This is a genomic window from Rhizobium sp. AC44/96 (assembly GCF_001692185.1).
Taxonomy (GTDB): domain Bacteria; phylum Pseudomonadota; class Alphaproteobacteria; order Rhizobiales; family Rhizobiaceae; genus Rhizobium.
This window is the reverse complement of record NZ_LXKO01000039.1, coordinates 202,606-229,598: the sequence shown is the minus strand read 5'-3', so window position 1 is coordinate 229,598 and position 26,993 is coordinate 202,606. Positions and strand designations below refer to the sequence as shown.

At 58.9% G+C, this 26,993-nt stretch carries 26 protein-coding genes and 1 tRNA gene; 12 read left to right on the top strand and 15 right to left on the bottom strand.

Translation table 11 applies throughout. The features are described 5' to 3' along the window. Positions 1-20: 20 nt before the first annotated feature. The 3 genes from rpsB to A6U87_RS26590 all read right to left on the bottom strand — a co-directional run bounded on the left by rpsB (position 21) and on the right by A6U87_RS26590 (position 2,688). The gene (gene rpsB / locus A6U87_RS26600) at positions 21-785 is read right to left on the bottom strand and encodes a 30S ribosomal protein S2 (RefSeq protein ID WP_065694318.1); all 765 of its coding nucleotides are present in this window, start codon (positions 783-785) and stop codon (positions 21-23) included. Positions 786-1,022: 237 nt separating this feature from the next. Beyond that, entirely contained in the window at positions 1,023-1,676 is a 654-nt protein-coding gene (locus A6U87_RS26595) for a pentapeptide repeat-containing protein (protein WP_244499575.1), read from the bottom strand. Between the two features lie 175 nt (positions 1,677-1,851). Beyond that, positions 1,852-2,688 carry a cell envelope integrity EipB family protein gene (locus tag A6U87_RS26590; RefSeq protein ID WP_065694317.1) on the bottom strand — a complete coding sequence of 279 codons (837 nt, stop codon included), beginning with the start codon at positions 2,686-2,688 and terminating at the stop codon, positions 1,852-1,854. Positions 2,689-2,824: 136 nt separating this feature from the next. Here A6U87_RS26590 and A6U87_RS26585 point away from each other — a divergent pair, with 136 nt between their 5' ends. The 4 genes from A6U87_RS26585 (at position 2,825) to A6U87_RS26570 (ending at position 5,761) form a co-directional block, all read left to right on the top strand. Continuing rightward, on the top strand, positions 2,825-3,295 hold the full coding sequence (locus tag A6U87_RS26585) for a RidA family protein (protein WP_065694316.1): 471 nt from the start codon (positions 2,825-2,827) through the stop codon (positions 3,293-3,295). After that, a complete protein-coding gene (locus A6U87_RS26580) occupies positions 3,292-4,011 on the top strand; it encodes a glycerophosphodiester phosphodiesterase (RefSeq protein WP_065694315.1) in 720 nt (239 codons plus the stop codon). Before A6U87_RS26585 ends, A6U87_RS26580 begins: the two co-directional genes overlap by 4 nt. 78 nt (positions 4,012-4,089) lie before the next feature. Next, positions 4,090-5,280, top strand: coding sequence for a GNAT family N-acetyltransferase (locus tag A6U87_RS26575; RefSeq protein WP_065694314.1), 1,191 nt, complete (start codon positions 4,090-4,092; stop codon positions 5,278-5,280). 55 nt (positions 5,281-5,335) lie between these two features. Then, complete coding sequence (locus A6U87_RS26570) at positions 5,336-5,761, top strand: HIT family protein (protein WP_065694313.1); 426 nt, start codon at positions 5,336-5,338, stop codon at positions 5,759-5,761. 78 nt (positions 5,762-5,839) lie between these two features. Here the strand turns inward: A6U87_RS26570 and clpA are convergent, their stop codons facing one another. The 7 genes from clpA to A6U87_RS26535 form a co-directional block, all read right to left on the bottom strand. Beyond that, complete coding sequence (clpA, locus tag A6U87_RS26565) at positions 5,840-8,353, bottom strand: ATP-dependent Clp protease ATP-binding subunit ClpA (RefSeq protein ID WP_065694312.1); 2,514 nt, start codon at positions 8,351-8,353, stop codon at positions 5,840-5,842. Positions 8,354-8,363: 10 nt separating this feature from the next. After that, on the bottom strand, positions 8,364-8,717 hold the full coding sequence (gene clpS / locus A6U87_RS26560) for an ATP-dependent Clp protease adapter ClpS (protein WP_065694377.1): 354 nt from the start codon (positions 8,715-8,717) through the stop codon (positions 8,364-8,366). 260 nt (positions 8,718-8,977) lie between these two features. Beyond that, on the bottom strand, positions 8,978-9,349 hold the full coding sequence (locus A6U87_RS26555) for a phasin family protein (RefSeq protein ID WP_065694311.1): 372 nt from the start codon (positions 9,347-9,349) through the stop codon (positions 8,978-8,980). A 214-nt stretch (positions 9,350-9,563) separates the two neighbouring features. After that, positions 9,564-9,992 (bottom strand): DUF3597 domain-containing protein, encoded by a 429-nt coding sequence (locus tag A6U87_RS26550; RefSeq protein WP_065694310.1) that lies wholly within the window; start codon positions 9,990-9,992, stop codon positions 9,564-9,566. A 244-nt stretch (positions 9,993-10,236) separates the two neighbouring features. Continuing rightward, positions 10,237-10,440, bottom strand: coding sequence for a DUF3126 family protein (locus A6U87_RS26545; protein ID WP_065694309.1), 204 nt, complete (start codon positions 10,438-10,440; stop codon positions 10,237-10,239). Between the two features lie 138 nt (positions 10,441-10,578). Continuing rightward, positions 10,579-11,412: a serine O-acetyltransferase gene (gene cysE, locus A6U87_RS26540; RefSeq protein ID WP_065694308.1), complete on the bottom strand. Its 834-nt coding sequence runs from the start codon at positions 11,410-11,412 to the stop codon at positions 10,579-10,581. Between the two features lie 121 nt (positions 11,413-11,533). After that, positions 11,534-12,319, bottom strand: a complete 786-nt coding sequence (locus tag A6U87_RS26535; RefSeq protein WP_065694307.1) for an alpha/beta fold hydrolase — start codon at positions 12,317-12,319, stop codon at positions 11,534-11,536. 157 nt (positions 12,320-12,476) lie between these two features. Here A6U87_RS26535 and A6U87_RS26530 point away from each other — a divergent pair, with 157 nt between their 5' ends. Both A6U87_RS26530 and A6U87_RS26525 read left to right on the top strand, forming a co-directional pair. Next, positions 12,477-12,722 (top strand): zinc-finger domain-containing protein, encoded by a 246-nt coding sequence (locus A6U87_RS26530; protein ID WP_065694306.1) that lies wholly within the window; start codon positions 12,477-12,479, stop codon positions 12,720-12,722. A gap of 27 nt (positions 12,723-12,749) precedes the next feature. Continuing rightward, the gene (locus A6U87_RS26525; protein ID WP_065694305.1) at positions 12,750-13,901 is read left to right on the top strand and encodes an FAD-dependent monooxygenase; all 1,152 of its coding nucleotides are present in this window, start codon (positions 12,750-12,752) and stop codon (positions 13,899-13,901) included. On the opposite strand, the gene A6U87_RS26520 is transcribed toward A6U87_RS26525, so the two are convergent. Then, positions 13,902-15,092, bottom strand: a complete 1,191-nt coding sequence (locus A6U87_RS26520) for a cystathionine beta-lyase (RefSeq protein ID WP_065694304.1) — start codon at positions 15,090-15,092, stop codon at positions 13,902-13,904. Between the two features lie 368 nt (positions 15,093-15,460). Here A6U87_RS26520 and A6U87_RS26515 point away from each other — a divergent pair, with 368 nt between their 5' ends. The 4 genes from A6U87_RS26515 to A6U87_RS26500 all read left to right on the top strand — a co-directional run bounded on the left by A6U87_RS26515 (position 15,461) and on the right by A6U87_RS26500 (position 19,735). Further along, positions 15,461-16,486: an amino acid ABC transporter substrate-binding protein gene (locus A6U87_RS26515; RefSeq protein WP_065694303.1), complete on the top strand. Its 1,026-nt coding sequence runs from the start codon at positions 15,461-15,463 to the stop codon at positions 16,484-16,486. A gap of 99 nt (positions 16,487-16,585) precedes the next feature. Continuing rightward, positions 16,586-17,788 carry an amino acid ABC transporter permease gene (locus A6U87_RS26510; protein ID WP_065694302.1) on the top strand — a complete coding sequence of 401 codons (1,203 nt, stop codon included), beginning with the start codon at positions 16,586-16,588 and terminating at the stop codon, positions 17,786-17,788. Position 17,789: 1 nt separating this feature from the next. Next, positions 17,790-18,944: an amino acid ABC transporter permease gene (locus tag A6U87_RS26505; RefSeq protein WP_065694301.1), complete on the top strand. Its 1,155-nt coding sequence runs from the start codon at positions 17,790-17,792 to the stop codon at positions 18,942-18,944. A 17-nt stretch (positions 18,945-18,961) separates the two neighbouring features. Then, a complete protein-coding gene (locus tag A6U87_RS26500; RefSeq protein WP_065694300.1) occupies positions 18,962-19,735 on the top strand; it encodes an amino acid ABC transporter ATP-binding protein in 774 nt (257 codons plus the stop codon). Between the two features lie 178 nt (positions 19,736-19,913). Here A6U87_RS26500 and A6U87_RS26495 read toward each other — a convergent pair whose 3' ends face one another. Next, a complete protein-coding gene (locus A6U87_RS26495; protein ID WP_065694299.1) occupies positions 19,914-20,348 on the bottom strand; it encodes a hypothetical protein in 435 nt (144 codons plus the stop codon). Positions 20,349-20,566: 218 nt separating this feature from the next. Here A6U87_RS26495 and A6U87_RS26490 point away from each other — a divergent pair, with 218 nt between their 5' ends. Together A6U87_RS26490 and A6U87_RS26485 are read left to right on the top strand one after the other, a co-directional pair. Then, complete coding sequence (locus A6U87_RS26490; protein ID WP_065694298.1) at positions 20,567-21,628, top strand: class I SAM-dependent methyltransferase; 1,062 nt, start codon at positions 20,567-20,569, stop codon at positions 21,626-21,628. Positions 21,629-21,864: 236 nt separating this feature from the next. Further along, a tRNA-Glu gene (locus A6U87_RS26485) sits at positions 21,865-21,939 on the top strand. Between the two features lie 302 nt (positions 21,940-22,241). Here A6U87_RS26485 and A6U87_RS26480 read toward each other — a convergent pair. The 3 genes from A6U87_RS26480 to A6U87_RS26465 form a co-directional block, all read right to left on the bottom strand. Continuing rightward, entirely contained in the window at positions 22,242-22,631 is a 390-nt protein-coding gene (locus A6U87_RS26480; RefSeq protein ID WP_065694297.1) for a hypothetical protein, read from the bottom strand. A 537-nt stretch (positions 22,632-23,168) separates the two neighbouring features. Next, entirely contained in the window at positions 23,169-24,974 is a 1,806-nt protein-coding gene (gene recJ / locus A6U87_RS26470; RefSeq protein ID WP_065694295.1) for a single-stranded-DNA-specific exonuclease RecJ, read from the bottom strand. A gap of 60 nt (positions 24,975-25,034) precedes the next feature. Beyond that, the gene (locus A6U87_RS26465; protein WP_065694294.1) at positions 25,035-26,936 is read right to left on the bottom strand and encodes an acyltransferase family protein; all 1,902 of its coding nucleotides are present in this window, start codon (positions 26,934-26,936) and stop codon (positions 25,035-25,037) included. Between the last annotated feature and the right edge of the window lie 57 nt (positions 26,937-26,993).

Genomic DNA, 26,993 nt, shown 5'->3' with positions numbered 1-26,993 from the left:
CGGCCCACCTGCTTCTTTTATCAGGCGCCGGTTTCGTCGAGCGCCGGCTCAACCGGAGCTTCGATCGATGCACCGAGGTCACGGCCCGACGAGCTCTGCTGACGAGCGATACCGTCGATAGCTGCACGAGCAATCAGGTCGCAGTAAAGAGCGATGGCGCGCGAAGCGTCGTCGTTGCCCGGGATCGGATAGTCGATCAGGTCCGGGTCGCAGTTCGAGTCGATGATTGCGACGACCGGGATGCCGAGGCGCTTGGCTTCGTCGATCGCGATCTTTTCCTTGTTGGTGTCGATGATGAACATCAGGTCCGGCGTGCCGCCCATGTCCTTGATACCACCGAGAGCCTTGTCAAGCTTTTCGCGCTCGCGCTCGAGGTTCAGGCGCTCCTTCTTGGAGTAGCCAGACTGTTCCGAAGACAGGATCTCGTCGAGTTTGCGCAGGCGCTGGATCGAATTGGAGATCGTCTTCCAGTTGGTCATCATGCCGCCGAGCCAACGCGAGTTGACGTAGTACTGAGCGGAACGCTTGGCCGAGTCAGCGATGAGCTCGGAAGCCTGGCGCTTGGTGCCAACGAACAGAACGCGGCCGCCACGGGCCACGGTGTCGGAGACAACCTGCAGAGCGCGCGACAGAAGCGGAACGGTCTGAGCCAAGTCGATGATGTGGATGTTGTTACGATCGCCGAAAATGTACGGCTTCATCTTCGGGTTCCAGCGGTGAGTCTGGTGGCCGAAGTGGACGCCTGCTTCGAGGAGCTGGCGCATAGAAAAATCGGGCAATGCCATGCCTTGTTATCCTTTTCCGGTTGAACCTCCGCAAGGCTAACAGCACCCTCTTCGAGGATGCCACCGGGCGGAACCATCCGGATTTCTCCCGGACAATCCCATGCCTTACGTGTGGAATGCGGGTGGCCTTACCCTCCCTTCGACAGAAATGCAAGACTTTGAGTCAAAAATCTGCGCCGGGTCGAGCGTCGCCGCTTCAATCTCGGGAGATCGGCCAGCCGGTGAAGCATTTCCGTTTCAATCGGACGCGCAGGGCCAGCTGTCGGGGGGCGTCATACCGGCCGGCAGCTTGGTTTTTGCGTCTCCGCAGGCCAGGTCAATCTGCGCCTGCTCCAGACCGGTTGCGGCGGACAGGTCCAGTCCTTCGATTCGCGTCAGGAACATGAAGGCGCGGTCAAACGAAACCGGCCCCTCGATCGTCGCTCCTCCAAGGTCCGCACGTGAGAGGTTCGCAAGCCCAAACTTCGCCCCTGTCAGGGTCGCGTTCCTGAAGCTGGCACGTCCAAGCTCAGCCTTTTCGAAATTCACGTCGGTCAGTTTGGCGCCATTGAAATTGGCACGCTGCAACTCGGCGCCGGCGAAAGATGCTCCCTCGGCTGCAACGTTCTCGAAACCGGAACGATAGGCCTCGATCTTGGCGAAATTGGCCTTGCCTGCTTGCGCATTGGTAAACCAAGCGCGAACAAGAGTCGCCTTCTCCAGATTCGCGGAAACGAGATTTGTCCTGCTGAGATTGGTCAGACTAAGATCCGCATCAGCAAGGTTGGCACCCTGGAAGTCGCTGCCCTCCAGCATCAGGTTCTTCTTGTTGCAGTCACCCCAGTCGATGCCCGCCGACGGCGTGCTGCCGCAATCAGCGGAGAGGACCGGACTGGCGAAGCCAGCCGCCATCATTCCAGCTGCCAGCCGCAACACGACACTCGTCGAAACCCTGAAACCTGCCGCCAAGATCCTCACTCCACCCGCCGTCGACACTGAATCGTAAGCTGCTTTCTAGCACAGGGAGAGTCGCTTTGGATACATCGGGCGATCCTACCAATATCGCCCGATCAGCCAATATCCGTAATTACTTACAGGCAGCCGTCTTGGCGTCGATCAGCTCAAGCTTGGATAGTTTGCCCGACAGTACGAAGTCACCGTAATCCATTGTGAGGTCGCGGGTGATGCCGTTTTCATAGAGCTTGAAGGACATGCGGTAGACCGGCAGCGCATCCGTCTTGGTGTTCTCGTTGAAATAGGAAATCGTCACCGGCCAGAAGGCCGTCTTGGAAAAGACGCCGGCGTTGCCGGAATCGGCTTCGTCGGTAGCCGGGGTGACAGGCTTTCCGACCACGGTCGTCGTGACGAGGGCCTTGTCACCATCATCCGAACCGTCGAAGACGCGCGCCTCGAAAAGGCGGTTTCCGGCCTTGGCGTTCTGGATCACATCGAGCATGTGCTCCGTCGGGAAACGACTTGCCGCCAGTTGGAGCTCCTTGCTCGCTGGCTGCTTGAGATCGACCTTCACGCCTTCCGCCTGGTCCTCGGCGGCACCGTTGACTTCCTTGTCGAGCTGGTCGTCGGTGAAGGACTTCGTGTCGAAGGTGAACTTCCGATCCTTCAGGTTTTCGAACGTCTTGGTCTGCTGGTCGCTGACGCGCACAGCATCGCCCGTGTCGATCTGCGTCACGAATCGAAAGCTGGTGGTAAAGCCCGTGCAGTAATTGCCCTGGAACTCATAGACCATTCGCCCGGACATGCCTGATATGCCGGAGCGCTCGGATGCATCCTTCAGTTCAAGATCATAAACGGCCCGATGCGCAACCAGACCCGTGGCAATCGCCGCACTGGTTGCAGGTGCCGCTGCGAAGGCGTTCGCCGAAACGCCTGCTAGGAAGAGTGCGGCAAGACTCGCTCGGACCATCGATAATCTCCTGTTGGACTCGCCTGCGATGTTATAAGTACGCTTTCGGCCAAATCGAGGCTCGAAGATGTCACAAAATAGATTACGGCCTTGATGCATAATTCTAGAACTATTGACAACAAAAGCGGAGAGGAAAATGTCCAATCAAATCGCTGCAAGGCTCAAAGAGATGGGGATATCCCTGCCGGAAGCCGCCGCACCCGCCGCCAACTATGTTCCCTATGTCATCAGCGGTGGCCTTCTCTATATATCGGGCCAGCTGCCGCTCGAAGGCGGCAAGATCGCGGTCACCGGTCACCTCGGCAAGAATGTTGACGTGCCGACCGGCCAACGCGCAGCCGAGCTGTGTGCCATCAATATCCTGGCGCAGGCCAATGCAGCGCTCGGCGGCGATCTCGGACGCATCAAGCGCGTGATCAAGCTCAACGGCTTCGTGGCCGCCACGCCTGATTTCGTCGAGGAACATCTGGTCATCAACGGCGCATCGAACCTTATCGCCGCTGTTCTCGGTGAAGCCGGCAAGCATGCCCGAGCAGCCGTCGGCATGGCGGCGCTGCCAATGAATGCCGCCGTCGAAATCGATGCGATCATGGAAATCGGACAATGACCTCTGCTGCCTGGCTAAAAGAACAGCCCGTCGCCCATCGCGGCTACCACGACATGAACAAGGCCGTCTGGGAGAATACGCTCTCGGCATTCTCGCGCGCCATCGAAGCTGGTTTCGCCATCGAATGCGATCTGCACTATGCGTCAGACGGTGTGCCGGTCGTGTTCCATGACGAAGATCTGGAGCGCCTGTGCAATCTGAAGGGTGACGTGCGCGATCGTACGTCAAAGGAACTCGGACTGCTCTCCGTCGGCGGCACGAGCGACAAGATCCCGACGCTGAAGCAGCTCCTGGACCTCGTCAAAGGTCAGGTTCCGCTGGTGATCGAGCTCAAGGGCAGGGAAGCAGACGATGAGGGCTTTGTCGAGGCGGTGCTGGAGGTGCTCGAAGGGTACGAAGGCAAGGTTGCGCTGATGAGCTTCGACCATTGGCTGCTTCGCGAACTGAAGGCACTCAACGCTCCCTATCCGCTGGGCCTTACGGCCGGCGGCAACAATGCCGAAGAGTTCGAGGTTCACGAGAAGGCCATGAGCCTCGGCCTCGATTTCATCTCCTACTTTTTCGCCGATCTCCCCAATCCCTTCATAACGAAGCAGCGGGAAAAAGGCATCGTCGTCATCACATGGACGGTCCACGACGAGAAGGCGCGCAAGCATACCTTCGAGAACGCCGACCAGATGACCTTCGAAGGATTCGATCCGCGCGCGTCGGTTTGACGCTCGCTTTTTGGACAAGATCATGCGCAGACTGTTCGGGAGCCCTATTCTCCTCCCAAACGGTCTCGCATTTGCTCCATGACAGACGATCTTTCAATCCGCATCGAGCGGTCCTTTGCCGACATTTCCCCTGAGAGCTGGTCACGGCTTTCCGGGGCCTCCAAGACGAGCAAGGCGATTGCGTATAATCCATTCATTTCACACGCCTTCTTGTCCTCGCTGGAAGAATCCGGATCCGCCACCGCGCAGACCGGCTGGCTCGGGCATCATATGCTGCTGGAAACCGATAGCGGGCAGCTCGTCGGCGCCCTGCCCGGCTACCTGAAAAACCACAGCCAAGGCGAATACGTCTTCGACCATGGGTGGGCGGATGCCTTCGAACGCGCCGGCGGCCGCTACTACCCGAAGCTCCAATGCTCCATTCCCTTCACGCCTGCGACCGGCCCGCGCCTGCTGGTGGCGGAAGGATTGGACCGCCGGCCGATCCAGGACGCAATGGCGGAGAGCCTGAAGGAGGTTGTGCGCCGGCTTGGTGTTTCCACGGCGCATGTGACCTTCCTGCCGGAAGACGAAGTCAGCATCTTCGAGCGCGATGGCTATCTCCACCGGACCGACCAGCAATTTCACTTCATCAACGACGGCTATGCCAACCACGAGGAGTTCCTCGAAACGCTCGCGTCACGCAAACGCAAGGCGTTGCGCAGGGAGCGGCGGGCGGCGTTGGAAAACGGCATCAGCATCGACTGGCTGACAGGTCAGGATCTGACGGAACGCATCTGGGATCAGTTCTTCGCCTTCTACATGGATACCGGAAGCCGCAAGTGGGGCCGTCCTTATCTGACGCGCAAGTTCTACTCGCTGATTGGCGAACGCATGCCCGAGGACATCCTGCTCATCATGGCCAGGCACAATGGGCGCTACGTCGCCGGTGCGATCAACTTCATCGGCGGCGATACGCTCTATGGCCGACACTGGGGCTGCATCGAGGACCATCCCTTCCTGCATTTCGAGGTCTGCTACCATCAGGCGATCGACTTTGCCCTGGCGAAGGGCCTGAAGCGGGTGGAGGCCGGCGCGCAGGGCGAGCACAAGCTGGCGCGTGGTTACCTGCCGGTGACAACCCATTCCGCGCATTACGTCGCCCATGCGGGCCTGCGCCGCGCGATCGCCGACTATCTCGAGCGCGAGCGGGACGATGTCGAGCATATGAACGACATTCTGACCGAGCATAGCCCCTTTCGAAAAGGCGAGCGGCTACAGGAGGATTGACGCGCTCGCCTTCATCGCGCTACGCGAACCAGATGCTGCAACCAGGAGATATCGAATGCCAAGCGCCGCCTATGACAGCACCAACATTTTCGCCAAGATCCTGCGCGGTGAAATCCCCTCTCACCGGATCTACGAAGACGAGCACACCGTTGCCTTCATGGACGTGATGCCACAGGCGCCGGGCCATGTCCTCGTCGTCCCAAAGGCGGCCTCGCGCAATCTGCTAGACGCCGATCCGGCGACCCTCGCCCAAACGATTCCGGTGGTCCAGAAGATCGCGAACGCGGTCAAGGAAGCCTTCGACGCCGATGGCGTCTTCGTCTGCCAGTTCAACGAACCGGCCGCCGGGCAGACGGTCTTCCATCTGCATTTCCACGTGATTCCACGCCACGAGGGCGTGGCATTGAAACCGCATTCGGGCAAGATGGAAGACAACGCCGTGCTCGCGGCCAATGCGGAAAAGATCAAGGCCGAGCTTTGATCGCAGGTTTTCCGCTCCAAGCTGCCGGATCACGTTTGACGGCAAATAAAAAAGGCGGCTCAAGAGCCGCCTTTTTTCTTACTTCTTCGGAACCCGGGGAACCGCACTGCCCTTCTTGGGCGGGCTCTTCGTCTCGGGTTCGGCCGCGACAGCAGCCTTGGCTTTCTTGACGGTCGCCGTCGCCTTCTTGGCGCGGGACTTTGTCTTCAGCTCACCATCATCCTCGTGGTCCGTTTCCGGATGCACAACCTCGGCTTCCGGCTTGGGCTTGATCGGCGCGCTGTCCGACACCGACTCAAGGATGATGCCCTGCTTGCCGTCTTCCTTGATGCCGACCGTGACGTTGACGACGCCGCCCTTCTTCAGCTTGCCGAAGAGGATTTCGTTGGCCAACGGCTTCTTGATGACGTCCTGGATCACGCGAGCAAGCGGGCGAGCGCCCATCTTTTCGTCGTAACCCTTTTCAGCCAGCCATGCGATCGCGTCTTCGTGCAGGTCGAAGGTAACGTTCCGCTCGGAAAGCTGCGCTTCGAGCTGCATGATGAACTTCTGCACGACCTTGTGAATGACGACAGTCGGCAGCGGCGCGAACGGAATGACCGCGTCGAGACGATTGCGGAATTCCGGCGTGAAGATGCGGTTCAGCGCCTCTTCGTCCTCGCCCGTGCGCTTGGAAGAACCAAAGCCGAAAGCAGCCTTGGCCATCTCGGACGCACCCGCATTGGTCGTCATGATAAGGATGACGTTGCGGAAGTCGATCTTCTTGCCGTTGTGGTCGGTCAGCGTGCCATGGTCCATCACCTGCAACAAGATGTTGTAGATGTCTGGATGGGCCTTTTCGATTTCGTCGAGCAGCACCACGCAATGCGGATGCTGATCGACACCATCGGTCAGCAGACCACCCTGGTCGAAGCCGACATAGCCGGGAGGTGCACCGAGCAACCGGGATACGGTATGCCGCTCCATATATTCCGACATGTCGAAGCGCAGCAGTTCCACGCCGAGCGATGCCGCCAGCTGTTTCGCCACTTCGGTCTTGCCGACGCCGGTCGGGCCGGAGAAGACATAGGAACCGATCGGCTTGTTCGGCTCACGCAGGCCGGCACGCGCCAGCTTTATGGAGGTCGAGAGCGCTTCGATTGCCGTGTCCTGGCCGTAAACGACGGACCGCAATTCCTGCTCGAGGTTGGCGAGAACGGCTTCGTCGTCCTTCGACACGGTCTTCGGCGGAATGCGGGCCATCGTCGCCACGGTGGCTTCGATTTCCTTTTCCGTGATCAGCTTGCGACGCTTGGACGGCGGCAGCAGCATCTGGGCCGCACCGGTTTCGTCGATGACGTCGATCGCCTTGTCCGGCAGCTTGCGGTCGGAGATGTAGCGCGCCGAGAGCTCGACGGCCGTCTTGATCGCTTCGTTCGAATACCGGAGGTGGTGATATTCTTCGAAATACGGCTTCAGGCCCTTCATGATTTCGATGGCATCATCGATCGAGGGCTCGTTGACGTCGATCTTCTGGAAACGACGAACCAGCGCGCGGTCCTTCTCGAAGAACTGGCGATATTCCTTGTACGTGGTCGAACCGATGCAACGGATCGCCCCGGACGACAGCGCCGGCTTCAGAAGGTTCGAAGCATCCATCGCGCCGCCGGACGTCGCACCCGCACCGATAACGGTATGGATTTCGTCGATGAACAGCACGGCACCCGGATATTCTTCCAGTTCCTTCACGACCTGCTTCAGGCGCTCTTCGAAGTCACCACGGTAACGCGTGCCCGCAAGCAGCGTGCCCATGTCGAGCGAGAAGATGGTGGCGTCAGCCAAGGCTTCCGGGACCTTGCCTTCAACGATGCGCTTGGCGAGGCCTTCGGCGATTGCGGTCTTGCCCACACCCGGATCACCGACGTAGAGCGGGTTGTTCTTGGAGCGGCGGCACAGGACCTGAATGGTGCGGTTGACCTCGGCGTGACGGCCGATCAGCGGGTCGATCTTGCCGCCCTTGGCCTTCTCGTTGAGGTTCACGCAATAGGCCTTCAGAGCGTCCTGCTGCTTCTTGGCGCCGCCTTCCTCCTGCTCGCCGCTTCCGCGAGATGCAGGCTTGTTCTCGGATTCACCCTCGTCGGAGCCACGTGGCGCACGCGACTCGGACGACCCAGCGCGCTTGCCGATGCCGTGGGAGATATAGTTGACGGCATCATAGCGGGTCATCTCCTGCTCTTGCAGGAAGAATGCCGCATGGCTTTCACGCTCGGCGAAGATCGCGACAAGCACGTTTGCCCCGGTCACTTCTTCGCGGCCGGACGACTGGACATGGATGACGGCACGCTGGATGACGCGCTGGAAGCCGGATGTCGGCTTCGAGTCCTCGTCATAACCGGTAACCAGGTTTGAAAGTTCGTTATCGACATATTCAATAAGCGTCTTGCGCAGCGCGTCGAGGTCCACATTGCAGGCACCCATGACCGCTGCCGCATCGGCATCGTCAATCAGCGCAAGCAACAGATGCTCGAGCGTCGCATACTCGTGATGCCGCTCGTTGGCAAAGGTCAGTGCCTGATGGAGCGCCTTCTCAAGACTAGGCGAAAATGTTGGCACGTTCAGATCCTCACTTCTTTTCCATGACGCATTGCAGCGGATGCTGGTGCTGCCGGGCAAAGTCCATCACCTGGCTTACCTTGGTCTCCGCTACCTCGTATGTAAATATTCCGCACTCGCCGACGCCGTGGTTATGGACATGAAGCATGATGCGGGTGGCACTTTCACGATCCTTTTGAAAAAAACGCTCCAGGATATGGATGACGAACTCCATCGGCGTGTAGTCATCATTCAAAAGCAATACGCGGTACAGATTGGGTTTCTTGGTCTTCGGTTTCGTGCGTGTGATGACCGAGGTTCCGCGATTTCCGTTGTCCCCGTTCCTTTCGCTATCATTTTGCATCCGGATCGGCTTTACGATCATGTTCATTCATTCCTCGATCAGTTCGACGGTGCATCGGGAGACTGCTTTACCCGCCGAAAATCTGACTACTAACTTAGTTCATCGTAGAGCGATTTTAAGCCCCTCGTTTCACACTGCAATCACAATTCACCCGGAGTTTGTGCAAAGACACAAAAACTACAGGGCCAAGCGTTCGAGGTTTCGTGAAAAACGAAAAGACCGGCCGCAAGTGCGTAGCCGGTCTTCGTTTTTCAAGGGGTATATTGGTTTTTAGCGGCAGACTATGCCGCGTTGCTGGTAACCGCAGTCGCGGCCTTGCTGGCCTTCGCGACAGCCGCAGCAACCGGCGCCTCGTAGCTCTTGTAGGCGCTCTTGGCGAGATCGGAGTACATTTCGCCCAGCTTGGTTGCTTCCGCAACGAAGTTCTCATAGGCCGACTTCGCGTATTTGGTCTGGAGTTCCAGAGCGGCTTCGAAGCTGCGGGTTCCCGCGAGCGCTTCGAAATGGCTAATCGCATCCTGGAAAGATTTCTTCGAGTACTCTGTGGCTTCCGACGCTATCGCCTGAAATCCCTTGGTCGTGTCCGAATAGCTCTTCAGTATCGTGTCCATGGCTTCCTTGCTCTTCCCGTTGGCATCATCGAAGGTCAACATGCTTTATCCTCCCTGTAGGCATAGCTGACGTTAGCTGCACCGCACACAGAGTCAAGTAGTCTTGTGCGATGCAAAACAACCTATAATTGCATATTCAGAATATGGAGATCAGGACGCCGCCGAGCGACGTCCATCATTCTTTGATTTTGCTAAAATATATCAGGTCGCCGCAACCAGGAGCTTTGCTCAAAATAATGCCACGGCGCCGGATCGGTCAGTCCAGCAGGTCGGCTGGAACCTTGCCGCCGTTTTCCGCGAGGCGCTTCATCAGTGCCTTGTGCAGGAACATGTTCATGGTGGCCGTGTCGTGCGTGTCGCCGGTGTAGCCGAGTTCGGAGGCAAGCTCCTTTCGCTCGGCAAGGCTTGCGTCCATTCCCACCGCCTTCATCAGGTCGACGATAGAACGGCGCCAATCAAGCTTCTGACCACTCTTTTTAACAGCGGCATCGAGCAGCGGTACGATATCCACCGCGGCAGCCGGCGCCGATTGGGCGGGCGCGGCAGTCGTCGGTGCCGGTGACGGAGCAGCGGAAGAAGAAACCGGCGCCTGTGCCGGCTCGACCCTCGGTGCCGTGGCCGGCGTGACCGGAGCCGCCTGGGCCTCTCCAAAAATCGCGTGCTTGATCTTGTCGAAAATACCCATTCTCAATGTCCCCTTGCTGGCGCTTGAGCACATGCTCCGGGCGGAAGATGGGGCAGCGGTGCCGGTGGTCCAGACTGCAAGGCCATTTCAATCCACTGTCAGGCGACTGAATCGATATATTTCAGCTATTTCGGGAAAATTGGCGGCAGGCGCGCCGAAACGTCGGGGCGGCTATCCGCCGATTTGCAAGCCGCATCGCGTGCGACTTGCTGAATGGCAACGAAGACGTTCGTCGAATGCCAGATCAAAGATCGACGTCGAGGATCGCCATCGAGAAATTGTAGGAGCGGTCGCCGTCTTCGTCATCGATGTAAACGACGCCCAGAAATTCTTCGCCCATGTAGACTTCAGCGGAATCGTTCTTGCGCGGACGTGCCTTGACGATCATCTGCGGGTTGAACGTGCGTTTGAAATAGGCGTCGAGTTTCTTGATTTCTTCGGGCTTCACACTGCATCTCCTGAGCGGTCTCGGTGGCCGCTTCTTGCACGGGAAAGACGGGCCTGTAAAGGCACGGGAAGCGATGCTTGATTGCTTTCCCCGCCGAAGTTCAGGCCATTTTCATGTGTTGTTGCTGCGCCGGCAACGTCAGATGTCGGCGCCGATAACCTGATCCATTACTCGCGACGGCTCGGAACACCCGGCCTCTCCTACCACCTTCGCCGGCACGCCCGCGACGGTCGTTTTTGGAGGAACCGCCTTCAGAACCACCGAACCTGCGGCGATGCGCGAGCAGTAGCCGATCTCGATGTTGCCGAGTATCTTGGCGCCGGCGCCGATGAGGACACCGCTGCCGATTTTCGGATGGCGGTCAGCCCCCTCCTTGCCTGTGCCGCCAAGCGTCACACCGTGGAGGATCGATACGTTATCGCCGATCACAGCAGTTTCGCCGACGACGAGGCCCGTCGCGTGATCAAGAAAAATGCCGCGACCGATACGGGCAGCCGGGTTGATATCTGTCTGGAATACGCTCGACGACCGGCTCTGAAGATAGAGCGCGAGATCCCGGCGACCGCGATTAAGCAGCCAGTGCGCCAGCCGATGGGTCTGCAGCGCATGGAATCCCTTGAAATAGAGCACGGCTTCCATGAACCGGAGGCATGCCGGGTCGCGGTCGTAGATGGCCTGGATGTCGACGCGCAGGATCGTGCCCCATTCGGGCCAGTCTTCCAGCATCTGGTCGAAGGTCTGGCGCAGCAGGATCGCCTGCATATCGGGATGGTCGAGGCGTTCGCAGATGCGATAGATCACGCACTCTTCCAGTGATCGATAGTTGAGAACCGTCGAATAGAGAAACGCCGCCAGCACCGGATCACTTTCCGCTGCTGCTCGCGCTTCCTCGCGCAGGCTGTCCCAGATCGGATCCATCACCTTGAGCGAGCTTGACGTCTCAAGAGGACGAATATCTGTCTTTGCGACCATGGAAGGTCTCCTCGTATTCCGTATGAACGGCAGTATATAAGGCAAAAAGCCGCTGACACAAATGGCTTATGCGAGAATGGTTTCCCACATTTGCCCTACTCCGTCGGCCGACAGCAGAATGTCACCGACCGGCGACCTTGCCATAGAAGCCGAGAACGGCCTGCTTGAACACTTTATCACCCACGGCCAGCATGTGATCGCGCCCGGGAATATCAAGCGCTTCGGCATTCGGCATCAGGGATGCAAGTTCCTGCGGAGATCCGGCAATGTCGTCCTTGGTTCCGACGCCGATCAGCGTCGGCGCGTCGATTTTTCCCATATCCTCTCGCGGTACAAGATCGCGTGAACCGCGGATACAGGCCGCCAGCGCCTGGCGGTCGCTCTTCGTCTGCTCGGCAAAGGCGCGAAACATCCGGCCGCGGGCATGGCTGACACCATCCAGCGCGGGCGCCAACAGCGCGTCGGCGATCGGATCCCAGTCGCCCACTCCATCCGTCATGCCGATCCCGAGACCACCGAGAACCAGAGAGCGAACGCGATCGGGACGCGCCAGCGCTGCAAACACCGAGATGCGCGCGCCCATCGAATAGCCCATGATATTGGCTTCGGGAATGCCGAGGTGATCGAGAAGCGCGATAGAATCGCCCGCCATCTGCCAGGGCCTGTAGGCCTCGGCGTCATGCGGCTTGTCGCTTGCTCCGTGCCCGCGGTTATCCATCCCGATCACCCGATAGCCCGCATCGCCGAGGGTCTTCAACCAGCCTGGATGAACCCAGTTCACGCTCGCGGTCGAAGCAAAGCCATGGATCAACAGAACGGGCGCCCCGTTCGGATCGCCTTCATCGAAGTAAGCAAGGTTCAGGCCATCGTGTGTAAAGCTGGAAAAGGCAGGCGTATTCAAGTTCATCGGGGCAGTCCTATTTTTGACCGGACCATATTTTATCGATCTGCGAACGGGAACCCCTGCCTCCACCAAAAATCGGCTGTGCGTCTCTTTGGCTCTACACATTTGCGATGAAGGACTATAAGGTCCGCGCACATTTCAAAGGCATTCGGAGATCACCATGGCCGGTCACAATATTCCTCACTTCCAGAACGACGGCGGACACCGCGTTATCGAAGTCGGCGTAAAGGAATTCATGTGCACCGGCGCGTCTGTTCCCTTCGATCACCCGCACATCTTCATCGACATGGGCGACGAAGACGAGAAGGTCTGTTCCTACTGCTCGACGCTGTACCGTTTCAACAGCTCGCTGAAGGCAACCCAGACGAATCCTGCCGGCTGCGTTTTCCATTTCCAGGTCGCCTAACACCACTGCGGAGAGATCGGACCCCTGATGCCGGTCGAACATGTCGCTATCGTCGGTGCCGGTATTGCCGGGCTGACAGCTGCGCTCGCATTGGCGAACCACGGCATTAGTTCCGAGATTTTCGAACAGGCACCTGCGCTGACAACCGTCGGCGCGGGTCTCCAGCTTTCGCCTAACGCATCGCGGCTTCTCGACAGGCTCGGCGTTCTCGAACAGCTGACAAAGGTCTGGTTCGAGCCGCAATCGATCCGGCTGGTGTCGGGAAAGTCGCTGCGCGAACTCGCGTCAGTCCCTTCCGGCCAGTTTGCCCGGGCGCGCTGGCACGCACCCTACGGGGTACTGCATCGCGCGACGCTGCAAAACACCTTGCTCGATGCCGTTCGGAGCAACCCACGTTGTAGCCTGCATCTCGGTTCCCATGTCGAGGCAGGCGACATGTTCGCTGGCGCGCGCAAAGCGGATGTGACGGTCGGCGCGGACGGCGTCTGGTCGAAGACACGAGATCTTATTGCCGGCAGTCCATCATCCCGATTTTCCGGCAACATCGCCTATCGCTTCACCCTGCCCGCGGCGAAAGCCCCTGCATTTCTCGACCGCAACAGCGTAACGGCGTTTCTAGGACCGTCGGCCCACCTCGTCTGCTATCCGCTTCGGGAGACGGACAGCTTCAACATGGTGGCGATTGCTGCCGGACATGCTGCCCCGCACGAATGGCTGAGCGAGCCGTCAGACACGCAACGGCGGCAGCTGATGCGCCAATTCTCGCGCTGGGACAGCAAGCTTGTTTCCCTATTCGAAACAGCTAGCGACATTACATATTGGCCACTTTACGAGGCGACAGGCGGCAACTGGCATAATGGTCGCGATACTGTCCTGATCGGCGACGCAGCGCATGCCATGATGCCCTTTGCGGCGCAAGGCGCGGCAATGGCGATCGAGGATGCCTGCGAACTTGCCGCTTTCCTTGCCACACGCTCGGCCAGCGAGGCGTTACCGCTTTTCCAAGCCCATCGCGTGCCGCGTATCAATCGTCTGCGGCAACGCGGCGCCTTCAACCAATTCGCTTATCATGCCCGCGGGCCCATTCGCATGGCCCGCGATGTCGTACTGTCGCTGAAGCCGCCGCAAAGTCTCGCGGCGGATCTTGACTGGATTTACGGCTACCAGGCCATCAGCTGATCAGACGGCACTTGCCGCCGCAAAGCCGCGCTCGATATCGGCCTTGATGTCGGCAACGTCTTCCAGGCCGATCTGCAACCGGATGACCGGCCCTTCCGTCGGCCCCTTCGCAATTCGGCGGTCGTTGAGGTTCACGTGAACCGCAAGGCTCTCGAAACCGCCCCATGACCAACCGAGGCCGAAGATCTGCAGTGCATCGAGGAAGGCATGCGCCTTGGGCTTGAAGCTGCTGGCCGCATCAGCCTTCAGCACGAAGGAGAATATGCCGCTCGCGCCCTTGAAATCGCGTTTCCACAGATCGTGCCCCGGGAAGCTCGGCAGCGCAGGGTGAAGCACCGAGGCAACGTCATCGCGGCCTTCAAGCCACTCGGCGATCGTCAAGGCACTTTCATAGTGACGCTCAAGGCGAACGCCCATGGTGCGCAGGCCACGCAGGATCTGATAGGCGTCGTCGGGCGCGCCGCAGATGCCGAGCGTAATGTTCGCCTCGTGCAACTGCTCCCAGTGCTTGGCATTGGCCGAAACAGTCCCCATCAGAATATCGGAATGGCCGGACGGGTATTTGGTTGCTGCGTGGATCGAAATATCAACACCATGGTCGAGCGGACGGAAATACACCGGGGTTGCCCAGGTGTTGTCCATCGTCACCACGGCGCCATGCTTGTGCGCGACTGCCGAAATTGCCGAAATGTCCTGCATTTCAAAGGTGTTGGAACCAGGAGCCTCGGTATGAACAAGCTTCGTATTCGGCTTGATCAGGGCTTCGATACCCGCACCGATCATGGGATCGTAATATTCGATATCCACACCAAGGCGCTTCAGCATCGTGTCACAGAAGTGACGCGTCGGGCCGTAGACGGAGTCAACGACCAGCGCATGATCACCTGCGGAGAGAAACGCCAGGAAAGGAACGGTGACAGCCGCGAGACCCGAGGGAACGAGGATCGTTCCGGCCGATCCTTCAAGCGCGTCGATAGCTTCGCAAAGCGCGTCCGTGGTCGGTGTGCCGCGCGTGCCGTAGGTGTATTTCTGGGCACGCGTCTCCATTGCCCTGGCGGTCGGGAAAAGCACGGTCGAGGCGTGCACGACCGGCGGATTGACGAAACCATGGTAATCTGCGGGATCGTTGCCCAGGTGGGAAAGGCGGGTGTTGATGCCTGCGTTCCGAAGCAGACCGTCTCTATCTTTCATGCGGAAATAGCCTTTGGCAGGAAATGCAATTTCCGAAACTTTTGGACCCGCCTTTGCGTGCGGTCAACCCCACCGGAAACACTGGACGACATCGCGCCAGGGCGGAATCGCCAGATATATCAGCAAAATCAAGCAGTTTTTTTCGTCAACCCGTGCTCATTTCCTAGTCATTTGCTTATTTTACGCACCTCAATTAGCGAATTGCCGAATTATCACGCAATCTTGCAGCGCGACACTTGACCATAGTGACATTTGCGACTGTGATAGACCCACTCGCGCCGGGAGGGTGTCGGGTCGCTTGGGGGGTCTGCGCGCTTCAGCCGGCGCTCCCACAAGAAAAGATAAGATAACGGAAAAGGTTGGGAAAAATGAAGATTAAGCTTCTGTCGGCCGCGATTGGCGCAGCGGTTTTCGCACTTGGCGCTTCGGCAGCTTCGGCAACCACACTCGAAGATGTCAAGGCAAAGGGATTCGTCCAGTGCGGCGTCAACACCGGCCTTCTCGGCTTCGCGCAACCAGACGCATCCGGCAATTGGGCCGGCTTTGACGTCGACTTCTGCAAGGCCGTCGCCTCTGCAGTTTTCGGGGATCCTACAAAGGTCAAGTACACGCCGACCAACGCCAAGGAGCGCTTCACCGCGCTGCAGTCCGGCGAAATCGACGTCCTCTCCCGTAACACGACCTGGACGATCAACCGCGACACCGCTCTCGGCTTCAATTTCCGCCCGGTCACCTATTACGACGGCCAGGGCTTCATGGTTCGCAAGAGCCTGAACGTGAAGTCCGCTCTGGAGCTGTCGGGTGCAGCGATCTGCGTTCAGTCGGGCACCACGACCGAACTCAACCTCGCCGACTACTTCAAGGCGAACAACCTCCAGTACAATCCTGTCGTTTTCGAAAACCTGCCTGAGGTCAATGCCGCCTATGACGCAGGCCGTTGCGACGTCTACACGACCGATCAGTCGGGCCTTTATTCGCTGCGCCTGACGCTGAAGAATCCTGATGAGCACATGATTCTTCCCGAGATCATCTCCAAGGAGCCGCTCGGCCCGGCCGTTCGCCAGGGCGACGACCAGTGGTTCGATATCGTATCCTGGACGGCCTACGCGCTGATCAATGCCGAAGAATTCGGTATCACCCAGGCGAACGTCGACGAGATGAAGAACTCTCCGAACCCTGACATCAAGCGCTTCCTCGGCACGGAAGCCGATACGAAGATCGGCACGGATCTCGGCCTCACCAACGACTGGGCCTACAACATCATCAAGGGCGTCGGAAACTACGGCGAAGTCTTTGAGCGCAACGTTGGCCAGGGCAGCCCGCTCAAGATCCAGCGCGGCCTAAACGCTCTGTGGAACAAGGGCGGCATCCAGTACGCTCCTCCGGTTCGCTAAGCGCGCCACCGGTTCTGAAAGCGTGGGAAGGCGGCTAGCGTCGCCTTTCCACCACAAAGAAAAGCCCAAAAAAAGGGCTCATAGGGGAATTGGCTCGGCATGACGCAAGAGGCTGTGCAGACGACACCTTTGCCTAGCACCGGCTGGAGTTTCCGGTCGGTCATATATGACCCCAGGCTACGGGGCATATTCTTTCAGGTCCTTACCATTGTTGTCCTCGTCGGCTTCGTTTGGTGGATCGCTCACAACACCGCGCAGAATCTCGCCCGAAGCAACACGGCTTCAGGCTTCGGCTTCCTGCGCGGACGCGCCGGTTTTGAAATCGGCCAATCGCTGATCTCCTACTCCAGCGACTCGACCTATGGTCGGGCGATCATCGTCGGCCTGCTCAATACGATCCTCGTTGCGGTTGCCGGCATCATCACCGCCACGATCATTGGCTTCGTCGTCGGCATCGGGCGCTTGTCGCACAACTGGCTGATCGCCAAACTGTGTACGGTCTATGTTGAGGTGTTTCGCAACATTCCGCCGCTGCTGGTCATCTTCTTCTGGTACCAGGGCGTTCTGGCGGTGCTGCCGCAGCCGCGCGAATCGTTGCACCTGCCGCTCAACATGTTCCTGAACAACCGCGGCCTGGCCTTTCCGAAGCCGCTCTTCGATATAGGGATGTGGTTCGTGGGCGCGGCGCTGCTCGTTGGCATTGTCGCCAGCGTTGTCACCGCCCGGTGGGCACACAAGCGACAGGAAGCAACGGGCAAGCAGTTTCACACCATTTGGGTGTCCATCGCCCTTGTTGTCGGCCTGCCGGCCCTGGCTTTCCTTGTCAGCGGCATGCCGCTGTCCTTCGATGTTCCGATTGCGGGCAAGTTCAACCTCACCGGCGGCTCTGTGGTCGGCCCTGAGTTCATGTCGCTGTTTCTCGCCTTGTCGTTCTATACGGCAGCCTTCATTGCCGAGATCGTGCGGGCGGGCATCCGCGGCGTGGCGAAAGGGCAGTCCGAAGCGGCTGGCGCACTTGGCTTGCATCCTTCGAGCACGACCCGGCTGATCGTCGTGCCCCAGGCGCTGCGCATCATCATTCCACCGCTGACGAGCCAGTATCTCAACTTGACGAAGAACTCGTCGCTGGCCATCGCCATCGGCTTCTCCGATCTCGTCGCCGTCGGCGGCACCATCCTCAACCAGACAGGTCAGGCCATCGAAGTCGTCCTGATATGGGCGATCGTCTACCTCACGCTCAGTATCCTGACGTCCATCTTCATGAACTGGTTCAACGCCAAGATGGCATTGGTGGAGAGATAAGATGTCGGTATCGAACACCTCTTACGTCAGAAAAGCGATCCTTGCGCCGGAACCGGCACCACGCGGGGAAAGGGGCGCAGCGGCCTGGGTTCGCAAGAACCTGCTCGCAACGCCAAAGGACGTCGTCCTCACCGTCGCAGCCATTGCCGTTCTCGCCTGGGCATTGCCGCACATGATCAACTGGTTGTTCATCCAGGCAGTCTGGCAGGGCTCCGATCGTACATTCTGCGCGACCACCGTGCAGGGCGGCATCCAGCCGGACGGCTGGAGCGGCGCGTGCTGGGCATTCGTCAACGCCAAGTTCGACCAGTTCATCTTCGGTCGGTATCCGCTGGATCAGCGCTGGCGCCCGACGATCGTCGGCGTTCTCTTCGTGCTGCTGCTCGTTCCCATGCTCATTCCGAAGATACCCAGGAAGGGGTTGAACGCCCTCCTTCTCTTCGCTGCGCTCCCCATCCTGTCCTTCTGGCTGCTCTATGGCGGCCTGGGCCTCGAGGTGGTGGAAACGTCCCTATGGGGCGGCCTGATGGTGACGCTGGTGCTCTCCTTTGTGGGCATCGCGGTGTCCCTGCCCTTCGGCATCATCCTGGCGCTCGGTCGGCGGTCGCACATGCCTGTTATCAGAATGGTGTGCGTGGTCTTCATCGAAGTCATCCGCGGCATCCCGCTGATCACCGTCCTGTTCATGGCGAGCGTGATGCTGCCGCTCTTCCTGCCGACCGGCTGGACGATCGACAAGCTGCTGCGAGCGCTGATCGGCGTCGCCATTTTCGCGTCCGCCTACATGGCCGAGGTAATCCGAGGTGGTCTGCAGGCCATCCCGAAGGGACAGTTCGAAGGCGCGGATTCGCTCGGTCTCGGATACTGGCAGAAGACGCGGCTGATCATTCTGCCGCAGGCGATCAAGCTGGTCATCCCCGGCATCGTCAACACGTTCATCGGCATGTTCAAGGACACGTCGCTGGTGACAATCATCGGGATGTTCGACCTGCTCGGCATCGTGAAGCTTAATTTCACCGATGCCAACTGGGCAACCGCCGTAACTGCCAGGACCGGCCTGATCTTTGCAGGCTTCGTTTTCTGGCTATTCTGCTTCGGCATGTCGCGCTATTCAGGTTTCATGGAGCGCTATCTTGATACCGGCCACAAACGATAAGAATGAGGGAAAGAAACATGGCTGAAGCCCAACAGAAAAAGATGACGGTGTCGACGACCGATGTGGCAATCGACATCGTCAACATGAACAAGTGGTACGGTGATTTTCACGTGCTGCGCGATATCAACCTCAAGGTCATGCGCGGCGAACGCATCGTCATCGCCGGCCCATCTGGTTCGGGCAAGTCCACGATGATCCGCTGCATCAATCGTCTCGAGGAACACCAGAAGGGCCAGATCGTCGTCGATGGCGTCGAGCTCACCAACGATCTCAAGAAGATCGACGAAGTGCGCCGCGAAGTCGGCATGGTGTTCCAGCACTTCAACCTCTTTCCGCACCTGACCATTCTCGAGAACTGCACGCTGGCGCCGATCTGGGTGCGCAAGATGCCGAAGAAGCAGGCGGAAGAGATCGCCATGCACTTCCTCAAGCGCGTCAAGATTCCGGAACAGGCGAACAAATATCCGGGCCAGCTGTCGGGCGGCCAGCAGCAGCGCGTGGCAATTGCTCGCTCGCTCTGCATGAACCCGAAGATCATGCTGTTCGACGAGCCGACATCGGCGCTCGATCCTGAAATGATCAAGGAAGTTCTGGATACGATGGTCGGTCTCGCCGAAGAAGGCATGACGATGCTGTGCGTGACCCATGAAATGGGCTTTGCGCGCCAGGTCGCCAACCGCGTCATCTTCATGGACCAGGGGCAGATCGTCGAGCAGAACTCGCCGGCCGAGTTCTTCGACAATCCGCAGCACGAGCGCACCAAGCTCTTCCTCAGCCAGATCCTGCACTAGGGCGCGCGACAAGAGCGATAGCGAAAACCGCCGGGCGAGCCCGGCGGTTTTTTATTGCCATGCACATGCTGCGGCATCTCAATGACAAACGAGGCCGGAACATCATCACAATGTTCCAGCCTCGCTAACAACATCTAAGCCCTCGCGGATCGACAGGCTCTTCTTTCGAAATCTGGTACTAGCCCTTCAGCTTCGCATTGCAGAGACTGTAGAAGCCGCCACCCTTCTGGATCCACTTCAGGCCGTTGAGCGTGTTGGCGTCCTTGTTGGCGTGATAGGAATCGACACAGGTGTGCATGCGCGCCTTGCCGGGTGTCTCGCTGGAATATTTTGAATCGACCGCGGTCGGGAACTTCACGCCTGTCGGAGCTTTCATCGTCGGCTTTGCGGGCTCTTCGCCGGTGGCCATGGAGACATCAGGCTCGGCGGTCGCATCCGGGCCACATTGTGCCTTGCGGAAGTCGTTCCACTTTGTGTCCTTGGCGGAGCCATCGGCCTGCGCCGCTTTATACTTTGCGCTGCACTCTTTCATGCTCAGCGCCGAGGATGGCGTTGCGAACGCAAGAGCGCCCAGCAGGGAAACGGAAGCAAGAATTGTCAAATGCTTGATCATGGTCATTCCTCCAACGCCTCGGATAGGCAAATCGACTATCATTCCCGGTATTTTTCTTGTCAACGCGGCATTTTCGCAACCGCTACGATAAATTGTCGGGCACCGAGCGGGGCGCCGGCGTGGGCAATGCGGCGCCATCCGTTCCGTTTGCGCGAGCATGGCAGCGGGTGGTAGAATGACCGCGCTGGTTCTTCCCTGCATTTCTGATGGAGGATGACATGCGCCAACCCGACATGCAAAAAGTGGAATCCCTCGTTGGCCGATTGATCGGCGACGTCGGTGCTGCCGTATCCGGTGCTTTGGTGGTGCTCGGCGATGAAGTGGGTCTATTCAAGGCGATGGCCGATGGTGAACCCGTGACATCGACGGAGCTTTCCAAGAAGACCACGATCAAGGAGCGCTACCTTCGCGAATGGCTCTCCGCTCTCGCGGCCGCCGATTATCTGACCTATGACGAGAAGACTGACCGCTTCTGCCTTACGCCCGAACAGGCGATGGTCTTTGCGGAAGAAGACAGCCCCGCCTTCTTCGCCGGCGCCTTCCAGGTCGTGCAGGCGATGTGGACGGACGAACCGCGGATCGCGGAAGCATTTCGAACCGGCAAAGGCGTCGGCTGGCACGAACACAGCAACTGCCTGTTCCGCGGAACCGAACGCTTCTTTCGCACCGGCTACAACAACAATCTGGTCGCCGACTGGATACCCTCACTCGAGGGCGTGGAAGCACGGCTCAAGGCAGGCGCCAAGGTGGCCGACATCGGCTGCGGCCATGGGGCATCGACCATTCTCATGGCCCAGGCCTATCCCGCCTCCAAGTTCTATGGCTTCGACTATCATATGCCGTCCATCGAACGGGCAAGGGCCGCCGCCAAGGAGGCCGGTGTTGACGATCGCGTCACCTTCGAACAGGCATCCGCGGCAAGCTTCCCCGCTCAGCGCTACGACCTGATTGCCATGTTCGACTGCCTGCACGACATGGGCGACCCTGTCGGCGCCGGCAAGCATGTCAAGGAATCGCTCTCTCCTGATGGTACCTGGATGATTGTCGAACCCTTTGCGCATGATCGCCTCAAGGACAATCTCAACCCGGTCGGCCGCGTCTACTACGGGGCGTCGACGATGATCTGCACGCCGGCCTCGATGTCTCAGGACGTCGGATTGGCACTCGGCGCGCAGGCGGGAGAAATGAAGTTGCGCAAGGTGGCCCTCGACGCCGGCTTCAAACACTTCCACCGCGCGACCGAGACGCCGTTCAACATGGTTTTCGAGGTTCGCGCCTGAACTGCCGACGACTTAATCGGCTTGCCGCACCGCTCGTGTGCGGCAAGCCTCTATTTTCTTGTCATTAAATATCATTCACAATCAATGACATAAGCCTTCACCTTCGATTTTTCGGCGACTGCGGATGCCGGCATTAATCCACAGGCAAAGAAAAATACGCCCTATCGCCATTTTTTCCTCTTTTGCCGCTTGCGTGACTCAAAGTGCCTGACTATAAGGGCGCCACCACGAAGGAAGCGCCCTTCGTCTATCGGTTAGGACACCAGATTTTCATTCTGGGAAGAGGGGTTCGACTCCCCTAGGGCGTGCCATCGTTTTCTCTTTAGAATCAAATATTTATCTGTGCAAGGACAGAAATTCGACTTTCCGGGTTCGCTGATTTTTTGCCGCTTTCCCCTATACGGATGTCGGGAAATCTGTCTGCTGATATAGCTTATTGCTACCATGCGACATGTTTACGCAAATCGCTCGCGGCTAAGCGAAAGTTTCGTCTGCAGGACAAGCCCTGCCCTATCCGACGTTTATCCAACAGTCATAAAGCGGCCGGTCGTAGTTGACGACTTTCCGGCAGCAAGGTCGTTCCTGTTACGCCGCTGTCCGCCGAGTTGACCAGCTATTCTGGCGGCAGTTCAAGACCGTTGGGGAGCGAAATCCAGATGACCGTCTGCGCTTCCGGGGAATGGCGCGACAAATGGCCTTTGCCGTGGGTATCCTCAACTAGCACGAAACTGCCCGCCGGAACGTACCGCACCTCACCGTCGCTCGTCTCGTACTCTACCGAGCCATCAAGTCTCACCGTCAGCACGGGCTCCGGCACCCTATGCCACGCAACCTCACGCATCCCGGCCGGGATATGGGTGATCCGTACGTGGGAGGCCGTATAGCTGCCGGTGACGTCGAACGGGGCGGCTTCGGAGTGTACCGCCCTCTTCGTCGTCGGCAGTTCGATTTCATCGAAATGTGACTCGCCATCCGGGCTGGCATAGATGCGAAGGCCTTTCATGCAATGGCTCCAACACTAGGCTGAGGGATAGTGCCTACCACAAGGCAGCCAAGCTAGCCTAGCCTGGCGAAGGTGGTCATGATCTAATTCCAAGTCCAGATGCGGCGGTCGACGAGGTTCCAATGCTCCACTTCAAATCAATCTGAGATTGCTTTTTGACATTTGTCAATTAAATCAAAAATTGATCTTGCCACGCCCTCCTCGGTGGCTACCCTGCGATTTAATCTGCGAGAAGCCTCCATGACTTAAGGCGGGAAGTCGATATTGATGAAGGAAAGCCTTGGCGAGACGGCGACCAAGTCCGGTCTCCACATTTTTCGCGCCGAACTTGGTACCGGAATACGCATCTGCGTGCAGTGTGGCAGGCCGAAAACTCAGCGGGTTAAGATGATCGCCTGCGACAGAGTCGCAGCGTCTACCGGCCGCCAGTCTTTGGACAATCGGTAGTCTCTCGGCGTCCGTGCACTTGATGGGCAATGCGATGGGTTAGTATCTCGCGCGGATCCCACCGCGCCGTGGGACGGGTGGGGCAGCACGTTATCGCGCCAAGGCGGCGTCGAAGACGCGCAGCTGGATACGGCGCGAGCCTTGATAGTGATCGGCGCCAAGCGAGCCCGCGACGTGGAGGCTTCCGCCTCTCGAATTCAGGAGCAGGTTGCCGAGCTGGGTGTCAGCCGCGCGGAAGGCGATGCCGTCGAGGCGGGCGCCGTCCATCGCCTCCAAGGTCACCTTGACGTGCTTTTCTCCCACGAGGCGCGCATCGCGAAGCCGGTGGGCTGGAATGGCGAAAACCGGCTGCGCATGGCCGGAACCATACGGACCTGCAGTTTCAAGACGATCGATCAGGTCGATCGTTGCACCGCTTGCGCCGATGGCACCGTCGATCTTCAGTGTTTCGTTGGCGACCAGCGCCGCCACGGTCTTTTCGGCGCGCTCGGAGAAGAAGCTTCGCAGCCGACCCAGCTTGTCACGCTCGACCGTCAGGCCGGCCGCCATGGCGTGGCCGCCTCCCTTGACGAGCAAGCCTTCGTCAACGGCCGCGCGCACCATCTTGCCCATGTCGAAGCCGTTGATCGACCGGCCGGAACCAGTGCCCCTGCCCGATGGATCGAAGGCGATCGCGAAGGCCGGTCGCTTGAACCGCTCCTTGAGCCGCGCGGCGATCAGACCGACAATGCCCGGATGCCACTTCTCGCGCGCCGTCACGATCACGGAAGCGCCCTCGCCGTCACCATACTCCGCCAGCGCCTCGGCTTCGGCTTCCTGCAGCATTGCCGTCTCCATGACCTGCCGGTCGCGGTTGAGCTCATCGAGCTTCTGGGCAATCACCTCCGCCTCGCCCGCATCGTCCAGTGTAAGCAGCCGGCTACCAAGGGCGGCATCGCCGATCCGCCCGCCCGCATTGATGCGAGGGCCGATCAGAAATCCGAAATGGTATGGTGTCACCGGTCCGGCGAGCCCGGCCTTGCGAAACAGCGCGGATAGCCCGGCATTGCCTTGATGGCGCGCGGCGATCAGACCCTTGACGACATAGGCGCGATTCAGCCCCTTCAAGGGAACAACGTCACACACGGTGGCGAGCGCCACGATATCGAGCCACTGCAACAGATCGATGGAACGCGCGCGCTGATCGCCGGCCTCGCGCAATAAGCGCAAAGTGGCAACGAGTACCAGGAACACGACGCCGGCTGCGCAGAGGTGCCCCTGCCCTGAAAGGTCGTCCTCCCGGTTCGGATTGACCAGGGCATGGCAGGGCGGCAGCTCGTGTGTCACCTGGTGGTGATCAACGACCACGACGTCGACATGCCGCTTGGCCGCCGCGGCCAGCGCATCGTGGCTTGTCGAGCCGCAGTCGACGGTGACGATGAGGCGGGCGCCGTTGTCGATCAGTTGATCGATCGCGGCGGGGTTGGGTCCATAGCCTTCAAAGATGCGGTCGGGAATATAGATCTCGGCCTTCACGCCGAAATGCGTCAGGAACCGGTACATCAAGGCAGAGGACGATGCACCATCAACATCGTAATCGCCGAAAATCGCAACCTGCTGCCGGCCACGGATCGCCTCGACCAGACGTTTGGCAGCAGTCTCGCAATCCGTCAGCGTGTAGGGATCGGGCATCAGGCCACGCAGCGTCGGATCCAGAAACTCGACAGCCTCTTCAACGCTGACGCCACGTCCAGCAAGAACGCGCGCAATCAGATCCGGGAGACCATGCATCTGCGACATCGCAAGCGCGCGGTTTTGGCCAGCCTGATCCAGCCGCGCTATCCAGCGGTTGTCGAGAACCGATTTCTCCACACCCAGAAACGCTCGCTGTACAGGATCGGCAGGTTCTAAAGTCATTTATCTCAAACTGGATTGGTGGGCGTGGGGGCGAAGGGATTCAACGCCCAGCTAGATAGTTTATCGATTTCCGTCACGCGTTCCCCGCATGGTTTTGCGCGGCTCGAGCAGAGCCGTTTCGACCCTGTTGATCAGCAAGCGTGAGCCGGCGCCCGTCAGGTGTCCGTAGTCAAATTGGATCGGCAGGTGGGCGGCGTCCCAGACGGTACAGTTCTTGTCGGGACAAAGCGCCTTGTAGACAGAGATGTATTCAACCCCAGCCCTTCCCAACTCCGCGCTCATGATGCGATCCGTATCTTGTTGGTCATCTACACGATACTCCGCAACGAGATCAGGATCGCCGTAATACAATGATTTCGCCAGGACCTTGGGTAGCGGCTCCTCATACTCCACAATCGGACCAAAGACGAGAATGCGATCAGAGTACTGCTTCAACCATTCAACTGTCTGCAGCAAGCTCGGAAGGTCTGACTGCTTCCACCGTGCCGAGAGCATGATGGTATCCACGCGGTGCTTCGGCAGAAAATCGTTCATCACGAACGACATCAACTTCGTGCAGCGCTCCGCGCCCGTCGAACCGATCATGGGTTTGCAGCCCGAGGCGGAGGCCTGCAAGACATTGATGCTTCTTGTGGCAACCAGTCCCGCGTAGAGATGGGCGGCATGACTGTCACCGATTAGCAGGTAGTCCGGCTTCACATCCGAGATGGCGAGACATTTGTCGGATTGGAACTTCTCGGGCTTCTCGCTCGCGGACGACAGGAAACATGTGCCGCTTCGATAATCGGTGGCGTTGCCGGAATACCGAAAGCCATCCAGCGTCTCGACACTCGGCGGGACCTGCCAGACCGCCTGCGAAAGAAGCGGTAAGGACACTGCGGCGACGGACATCGCAGACAGGCAGATCACGCCGTAGCTTACAGCACGAAGACTGCTTATCCCGTAAGGCGTTCTCCTAAAGGGCGATTCGACGTATCGCCACGACAACACCGCCAGCACGAAGCTGATCGCTATCAGCATGAGCTTTTCAAGGACGCCGTTCGGATCAAACAGCTCCGACCCGGCGAGCCAAACCGGCCAATGCCAGAGGTAGAAGGAATAGGAGACCAGGCCGACGAATCTGATGGCTGGAGCGCCCAGCATGCGTGACACGACCGTTCCACCACCTGCCCCGGTGTAGATAAGCAGAAGCGTCCCGATGCACACCGGCAACGCCGCCAATCCGGGAAACGGAATGGCCTCGGAAAGTCCGAAAGCGCTTGCAGCAATCAGCGCCGTCGCAAACAACGCCAAAGCGTTGCCAATCCTCGCATCTGATGGCTGCGAGAACCGCCCGATCGCCAGAAGCGCGCCCGCGAGCAACTCCCAAGCACGGTATTGCAGGAGATAGAAAGCCGCAGACTGGTCTACCGAGACCATCCATTGCGCAGCAGCGAGGCTGGCAACAGATATGGCCGCCAGCAAGGCAACGGTAGGCATGCGTCTGACACGCGAAAGCATGAGCAAGGCAAGTGGCAGAAAGATGTAGAATTGCTCTTCCACGGAGAGCGACCAAGTATGAAGGACGTAATTCGATGCTGCCGCATCGTCGAAATAGCCCGCCTTGGTATAGAAGAACCAGTTTGAGACGAAAAGGAGTGACGAAATGACATTGCTCGCCACTTCGTGGGCACCCGAGGGCATCTTGGTGATGAACGCCCACGCCATTACTGCGAGATAGACGGGGACAAGGGCTGGAAATATGCGTCGTACGCGGCGATTATAGAATTCAACGATGCTGAACTCACCCCGTTCAATGGCGGAGTAGACTATTCCGGTGATCAGAAAGCCGGAAATCACAAAAAACATGTCGACACCGACAAATCCGCCGGGGACATACTTCGAGAAACCGCAGTGATAGAGAACCACGAAGCCGACGGCAAAGGCCCGCAATCCGTCGATATCGTTTCTGTGTTTGATCATGTCTGCCGATAAACAACCCGCTTGTGGCGATCTATTCGCCTCTGTGCGCATTGTCTG